The sequence below is a fragment of the Microcystis sp. M53603_WE2 genome (genome assembly GCF_030065435.1).
Genome location: NZ_JASJFF010000861.1, coordinates 1 through 6,590, shown reverse-complemented (window position 1 = coordinate 6,590; position 6,590 = coordinate 1). Strand labels below are relative to the sequence as shown.

The 6,590-nt window shown below is 42.5% G+C and carries 6 protein-coding genes; 4 read left to right on the top strand and 2 right to left on the bottom strand.

Annotation, left to right across the window (positions count from 1 at the left end; genetic code table 11):
• Both PX481_RS18280 and PX481_RS18275 read left to right on the top strand, forming a co-directional pair.
• A partial coding sequence (locus PX481_RS18280) for a heavy metal translocating P-type ATPase (RefSeq protein ID WP_288095345.1) occupies nt 1-1,075 on the top strand: 1,075 nt, incomplete at its 5' end.
• Nucleotides 1,076-1,452: 377 nt separating this feature from the next.
• Entirely contained in the window at nt 1,453-2,625 is a 1,173-nt protein-coding gene (locus tag PX481_RS18275; protein WP_288027652.1) for a putative hexosyltransferase, read from the top strand.
• Nucleotides 2,626-3,121: 496 nt separating this feature from the next.
• On the opposite strand, the gene PX481_RS18270 is transcribed toward PX481_RS18275, so the two are convergent.
• Nucleotides 3,122-3,463 (bottom strand): hypothetical protein, encoded by a 342-nt coding sequence (locus PX481_RS18270; RefSeq protein ID WP_002759063.1) that lies wholly within the window; start codon nt 3,461-3,463, stop codon nt 3,122-3,124.
• A gap of 12 nt (nt 3,464-3,475) precedes the next feature.
• Between PX481_RS18270 and holB the strand changes: the two genes are divergently transcribed.
• Together holB and PX481_RS18260 are read left to right on the top strand one after the other, a co-directional pair.
• On the top strand, nt 3,476-4,441 hold the full coding sequence (gene holB, locus PX481_RS18265; RefSeq protein WP_002759064.1) for a DNA polymerase III subunit delta': 966 nt from the start codon (nt 3,476-3,478) through the stop codon (nt 4,439-4,441).
• 37 nt (nt 4,442-4,478) lie between these two features.
• Nucleotides 4,479-4,697 carry a hypothetical protein gene (locus PX481_RS18260; RefSeq protein WP_002759065.1) on the top strand — a complete coding sequence of 73 codons (219 nt, stop codon included), beginning with the start codon at nt 4,479-4,481 and terminating at the stop codon, nt 4,695-4,697.
• Nucleotides 4,698-5,185: 488 nt separating this feature from the next.
• Here the strand turns inward: PX481_RS18260 and PX481_RS18255 are convergent, their stop codons facing one another.
• A complete protein-coding gene (locus PX481_RS18255; protein ID WP_002761107.1) occupies nt 5,186-6,286 on the bottom strand; it encodes an alkene reductase in 1,101 nt (366 codons plus the stop codon).
• Between the last annotated feature and the right edge of the window lie 304 nt (nt 6,287-6,590).

The following is a 6,590-nucleotide window of genomic DNA, read 5'->3' as shown; positions in this document are numbered from 1 at the left end:
CACACCGACGGCCCTACTGGTGGGAACCAGTTTAGCAGCCGAACGGGGTATTTTAATTAAAGGGGGCGATGTTTTGGAAACCGTCTCGCAACTGCAAACGGTGGTTTTTGACAAAACGGGAACCCTTAGCCAAGGTCATCCAGAAATTACCGATTGTTTGAGTTTTTCTATCCTTAATTCCCTGGAAATTCAACAATTAGCGGCAGTAGTGGAGAGTGGTACTAATCATCCCCTCGCTCAGGCGATTTTAGACGCGGTTACTCCCCCTACTAACCTGACGGGGGAAGATTTTCAAACTGTGGCCGGATTGGGAGTTTCTGCAAGGGTGCAGGGGTCAAAAATTGTTCTGGGAAATCGGCAATGGTTGGCACAGAACGGCATTAAAATCGATGAAACTATCCTGGGCATTCAAGAGCTTTTACAAGCGGGTAAAACGGTGATTTATCTGGGGATGGAAGAACAATTACTCGGCGCGATCGCTTTTCAGGATCGATTACGTCCCGATGCTCAAACAACCGTTAATCAGTTGCAAAAACTCGGTTTAGAGGTGATTTTACTCAGTGGTGATCGCCAAGAAGTGGTGACAGCGATCGCTAATAGTTTGGGTATTAGCCAATTTTATGCCGAAGTTGCCCCCACCGAAAAATCCGCCTTAATTGCCGACCTACAGACAAAAGAGGGCAAAATCGTGGCTATGGTCGGGGATGGTATCAATGATGCTCCCGCACTAGGACAGGCTAACATCGGTATTGCTCTGGCCGGTGGCACGGAAGTGGCCATGGAAACGGCTGGGATCGTTTTAATTAGCGATCGCCTAGAGGATGTGGTACAATCTCTGCATTTAAGTCTGGCTACATGGCAAAAAATCCGACAAAATCTTTTTTGGGCTTTGGGTTATAATACCTTTGCTATTCCCATTGCCGGTGGTTTATTACTGCCCCGTTGGGGTCTAGCTTTCAGTCCGGCCCTAGCAGCAGCTTTGATGGCTTTTAGTTCGGTTATGGTAGTGAGTAATTCCTTGCTTTTACGTCGTCAATTTCCCCCGCTCACATCGACGCAGGAAGAGAATAGATAATCAGTTTTTAATAACTGGATTTAGTATAATTCTCCCTCTCTGCTGCTCCAGGAGAGTCCTTCCACAGGGTCAATACCACTGGCTGCTTGACACCCCCCCCCTGAACAGTTACAGTTGTTAGACAGTGGAAGAGGCTTCTAGTTCCTGTGGACGGGCAAGATGGGCTCTTCTGGTTTCTGTGTGGAAACGAGGTCTATACTGATAGTTTCTTCCGCAAAATAGTCCTAAAAGTCTTGCCCAGTAAGCATTTCACGATTCCATAAGCAAAAATTATCACACAAAGTCGAGAAGAGCCCAAGATGCCCATCCCAAGTTTCATATTTAATTACAACCAGCTACTTACACTTAATATTTGATGTTTAATTAGGTTATTTTTCATGAATTTACTACAAAGTTTCTGGCGCAGATTTGAAAATCAAACCATTGTGATAATTAGTGTAATTCTTGCCTTTTTACTACGGCTGAGTCGCTGGCAAAACTCAACCTCGGATATGAAATATTACAGTAAGTGGTATGATTTTATCGTCCAGAACGGAGGATTTAGTGCTTTTAAATATGATTTTGCTAACTACAATCCTCCTTACTTGTATTTAATGGTTATTGCTTCTTATATTTATTCTAGTTTGCCTAAAATTCTTGCTATCAAGCTGATTACAATCCCTTTTGATTTTCTCTGTGCTTTTTTTGTTTATAAGCTAGTTCGCCTCAAATATTCTAGAGGCAAATTACCAATTATTGCTGCTATTATTGTCTTGTTTTCCCCTACAGTTTTTTTGAATAGTTCTTACTGGGGACAGACAGATATGCTTTATACATCTTGGTTAGTTGCCTGTCTCTATTATCTAGCTATTGAGCGAAATATATTAGGATTAATATGTTTTGGTATCGCTGTTTCTTTTAAGCAACAAGCAATGTTTTTTGCGCCTTTTTTAATCATGCTTGGTGTCAAAAAATATATCTCTTGGTCTTCATTATTAATTGTTCCCTTAGTATATTTTATCTCTCTAGTTCCAAGTTGGATGGCAGGCAGATCAATAAACAGTTTATTGTCAATTTATCTCAATCAAGCCGGAACATTTAAATATCTGACATTAAATGCTCCTAATCTATATCTATGGATTTCCAATCAATTTTATTCAAGGGTTGTTCCCCTGGGATCATTGCTGACAGTAACTGTTATTGTGTACCTCGTTTACATAATTTACAAAAGTCACCTTAAAATTACTACACCAGTAATGATTCAACTGGCTCTTATCTCAGTCTTGGTTGTCCCTTATGTACTGCCGAAGATGCACGAAAGATACTTTTTTGCTGCCGATGTTATTTCCATTATTTTTGGTTTTTATTACCCCCGTTATTTTTTCGTGCCAATTATTATTAATCTTGTATCTCTCTTCAGTTATTTTCCTTATCTAATGCGTCAACATGGTGTAGGAGTGGAGATAGTTTCTTTGCCAATCTTGTCTCTCATTTTAGGATTGACAATATTAATTACTCTTTATCATCTACATCAAACTCTTCAGGAAGCTGAACAACAGAAATTACTCTAACAATTTTCCTTTCTGTTATTGCCAGAGGACATAGACCTAGATCGATCGATCTTTGTGTCCTCTGTGTCTCTGTGGTTCCTTCCACTCCCTCGCTAGGAGGAATGTATCTTAGAATACATTTTACCCACCAAACCTGGGAGAGCCCAATTCCTGAGATTGTGGGCTCTTAGTCTAACAAAGCCCATGCACACCGACCGTCGAAACTGGATCGCTATGATGCAGAAGTTATCTGGCGTGGGTGATGGCCAGCGTTACCAGGAAAAGTGAATAAACATTATACTAAATTGGGTTACACTTCATCTTTAGGAGAAACGCTCTAATATAGATATTTCGACCAAATTGAGATGCACCCAATTTGGTATCATCTCTGGATGACCAGCTACTGTTCTGGCGTTCCCAAAAACTAGAGACTTCCCACCTCACCATTAAGATAACTGCTATAAGATGGTATTTTGTCCCTGTCTTTGTCAGTTGACGGAGACAGGAACAAATCGGGTTAAGCGGTAATTCTGGTCAGGGATTGACCTTGATAATTGTTGGTAATAATCTGGTGAATAGATTGGAAAAATTGCCGACAACGATTATTAGTTCTCAGGGGCAATTCATGATTTTTTACCAATAAATCAATCTGAAGTTCCGAGCTAGTGGGAGGATGAATAAATAATTCCACTTTCACTAACTGGGGAAAGAGAGCATCGTTAGGAACCTCCGATAAAAGCAAGACATCGGTCCGGCGCTTGATGATTTCAAATTCACCCAAACTTAATATATCATCGTATAAAAACCCGGTCTGATGAGGAGAAATCCCGACAAAATAGGAACAGCAATAGCGAGCCATGGCAGGGAAAAGATGATAAATTGGTCAAGGTTAATCGGTCAAAATCAGGCCATTGAACTACTACAAAGAGCGCTTGAAATCAATTCGATCGCTCCCGCTTACTTATTCGCCGGCGCTAAGGGGATTGGACGCAATCTAGCAGCAAAATGTTTCTGTCAAGACTTGTTAACTAGAGATCGATCGCCAGAAACAAGGGAATTAATCCTGAAACGCTTTCTGGGAGGCAATCATCCTGATTTACTCTGGATTGAACCCACTTATCAACACCAAGGCAAACTGCTCACCGCAAAAGAAGCACAGGAAAGCAATCTCAAGCGTAAAGCCCCCCCGCAAATCCGCATCGAACAAATTCGCGAGATTACTAACTTTTTAAGTCGTCCTCCCCTGGAATCGTCCCGCTCTGTGGTAGTGATCGAGCAAGCAGACACCATGACGGAATCGGCGGCAAATGCCCTCTTAAAAACGCTTGAGGAACCGGGAAAAGCCACTTTAATCCTGATTGCTCCCAGTCCCTCCTCTTTACTACCCACTCTCGTTTCTCGCTGTCAACATATCCCTTTTCAGCGTCTTTCGGAAGAAAATCTCGCTCAAGTCCTCCGCTCTAACGGACAAGCTCGCGTTCTCAATTATCCGGCAATTCTCGGTTTAGCCCAAGGTAGCCCCGGAGAAGCGATCGCCGCTTTAGAGTTTCTCGATAGTCTCCCCCAAGATTTACCGCGATCTTTGAGCAAATTTCCCCTAAAACTCTCCCAAGCACTGGAATTAGCCAAAATTATTGCTCAAACTCTTGACACGGAAACCCAATTATGGTATGTGAGTTATCTTCAGTATGAGGATTGGCAACGACGACGAGAGCGATCGATTTTAGAAATCTTGGAAAAAACCCGCCGGCAGCTGTTAGCCTACGTTCAACCCCGTTTAGTCTGGGAATGCACTTTCTTGGCATTGGCCAAACTATCCACCGCCCAAAAGTCTTAAAATTGTTATATTTATCGATCGAGTGGGGAGAAAGACCATGAAAATGAAATCCTTAGTTTTGCTGATTCTGTTAACCTTGACTACGGTTTTAGGTGCTTGTCAGGGAGGAAAAGAAGCCGAAGAACCGAAAAACGTCCCTACCACGGTGGAATCCCCGCAAAAAGACGAAGATAGCGATAAAGACGGGGAAAAGCAGCAAAAAGACGGCAATAATCAACGGGATAAAAAAGACGATGACGATGATGATGACGACTAATTGTAAAAATCAAAAATTGTTGTTAGGGTTAGGAGTCAGTAGCCAGTAGTCGGTCGTCAGGAGAATTAAGAATGAATGATAATCAATTAAATTGTCTATTTACAGATTTTAGGCAATTTAATCCTTATTTTTGCCGCTTTTGAACCCTTAACTAGGGTTTGCGGCAAAAAGTACGGGCGAAGCATTCGGTTAGAAAATCTACGGTTTCACCGATAGGTGATTGTCCGAATGCTTCGCCCCTACAGAACGCGGGCCGATGAAGACGCAAGGTTTTGAACTACGATTCTCTCAAAATCTTGCACCTGTTTCGGAAGAAAAGCCCCAAAACCCTTACTTTGCCTACATTTCACATTTATTCAGCAAACCCTAAGTAGGTAGGTATTAAAAACTTTCAGATCCCCCCGCCTATCGGCACCCCCCTTATCAAGGGGGGCAGGGGGGATCAAACCTAAAATCCATTTTTAATTTAATTATAACCAGCTACTTAACTAGGGTTTATAACTGGGAAAATCGATATAACCTTCCTTGTCAAAAGAATACCAATCTTTCATCTCAGCATCGGGATTAAGGGGCCAATTATTGGCGAATCTTTCCACCAAATCGGGATTACTGATATAGGGGCGACCGAAAGCAATTAAATCCGCATCTCCTAACTGAATAGCGGCTTCAGCAGTTTCTTTTGTATAACCACAATTGCCGATTAATGCACTATTAAAAACAGCCCGAAACTCGGATAAAAGCATCGGTTGACCCTTTTCATGAAAACCAAAAGCCAAGCCATCTAGCAGATGCAAATAAGCTAAATTGTACTCATTTAATCTTTGGGCAATATAGAGAAAAGTTTCTCGAAAATCCTCGGAACCCATGTCATTATAAACTCCATTGGGAGACAGACGCACCCCCACTCGATGACTGGGAAAAACAGTTAAAATTGCCTCGACCACTTCCTGCAAAAAACGATAGCGATTCGCCAAACTGCCACCATACTTATCCTGACGCTGATTAGTAACAGATTGTAGAAAAGTATCGATTAAATAACCATTGGCCCCGTGAATTTCTATGCCATCAAACCCCGCTAATTTTGCCCTCTGAGCGGCTTTACGGTAATCGGCGACAATTGCGCTGATTTCCTCGGTTTCTAAGGCTCTAGGGGTCTCGTAGGGCTGTTTACCCATGGGTGTGTGCAACTCCCCCTTAATCTTAATTGCGGAAGGGGCAACTGGTGAAGCCCCATTTTCCTGAAAACTCGGATGAGAAGCGCGACCACAGTGCCACAATTGACAAAAAATTGGTGTTCCTTTTCTTTGGGCGATTTTAGTCACCATTTGCCATGCTTGCGCTTGTTCATCGGTGTAGATACCGGGGGTATTTTGCCAACCGTTAGCTTGAGGAGAAATTACCGTCGCTTCTGTAATCATTAATCCGGCGCTGGCCCTTTGCCGGTAATACTCGGCCATTATCTCATTAGCAAGACGTTTTTCTCCTGCTCGCGCTCGCGTCATGGGAGCAAGCACAAGACGATTTTCTAGGTTTAAATCTCCCAATTTAAATTGACTTAAAAGCGCTAGGGAAGTAGTGAAGGAAGTCATCAAATTTGCCGATAGAGAATTTAGGTTAATTTTACCGCAGTTAGTTAAAACCAGACAATCGCACCCAAGGATGATTGACTGTCTATCTGCGAGATTGTTCCTCTGCTAAGGGAGGAGAATTAATCGGGTCAATTAGCTGACTATAATTGATCTTGTTCATAAATAGGGTCTGCTGAAAAAGTTTTCCCTGGGGGCAGGGTGTGGGGTGTGGGGTGTGGGGTGTAGGGTTTTACCGATTTTCAGGTGGTCAACTACCTAATTTTCAGGGAAAAAGTACCTGAATTTTCCCCTCAATCACTCCAAT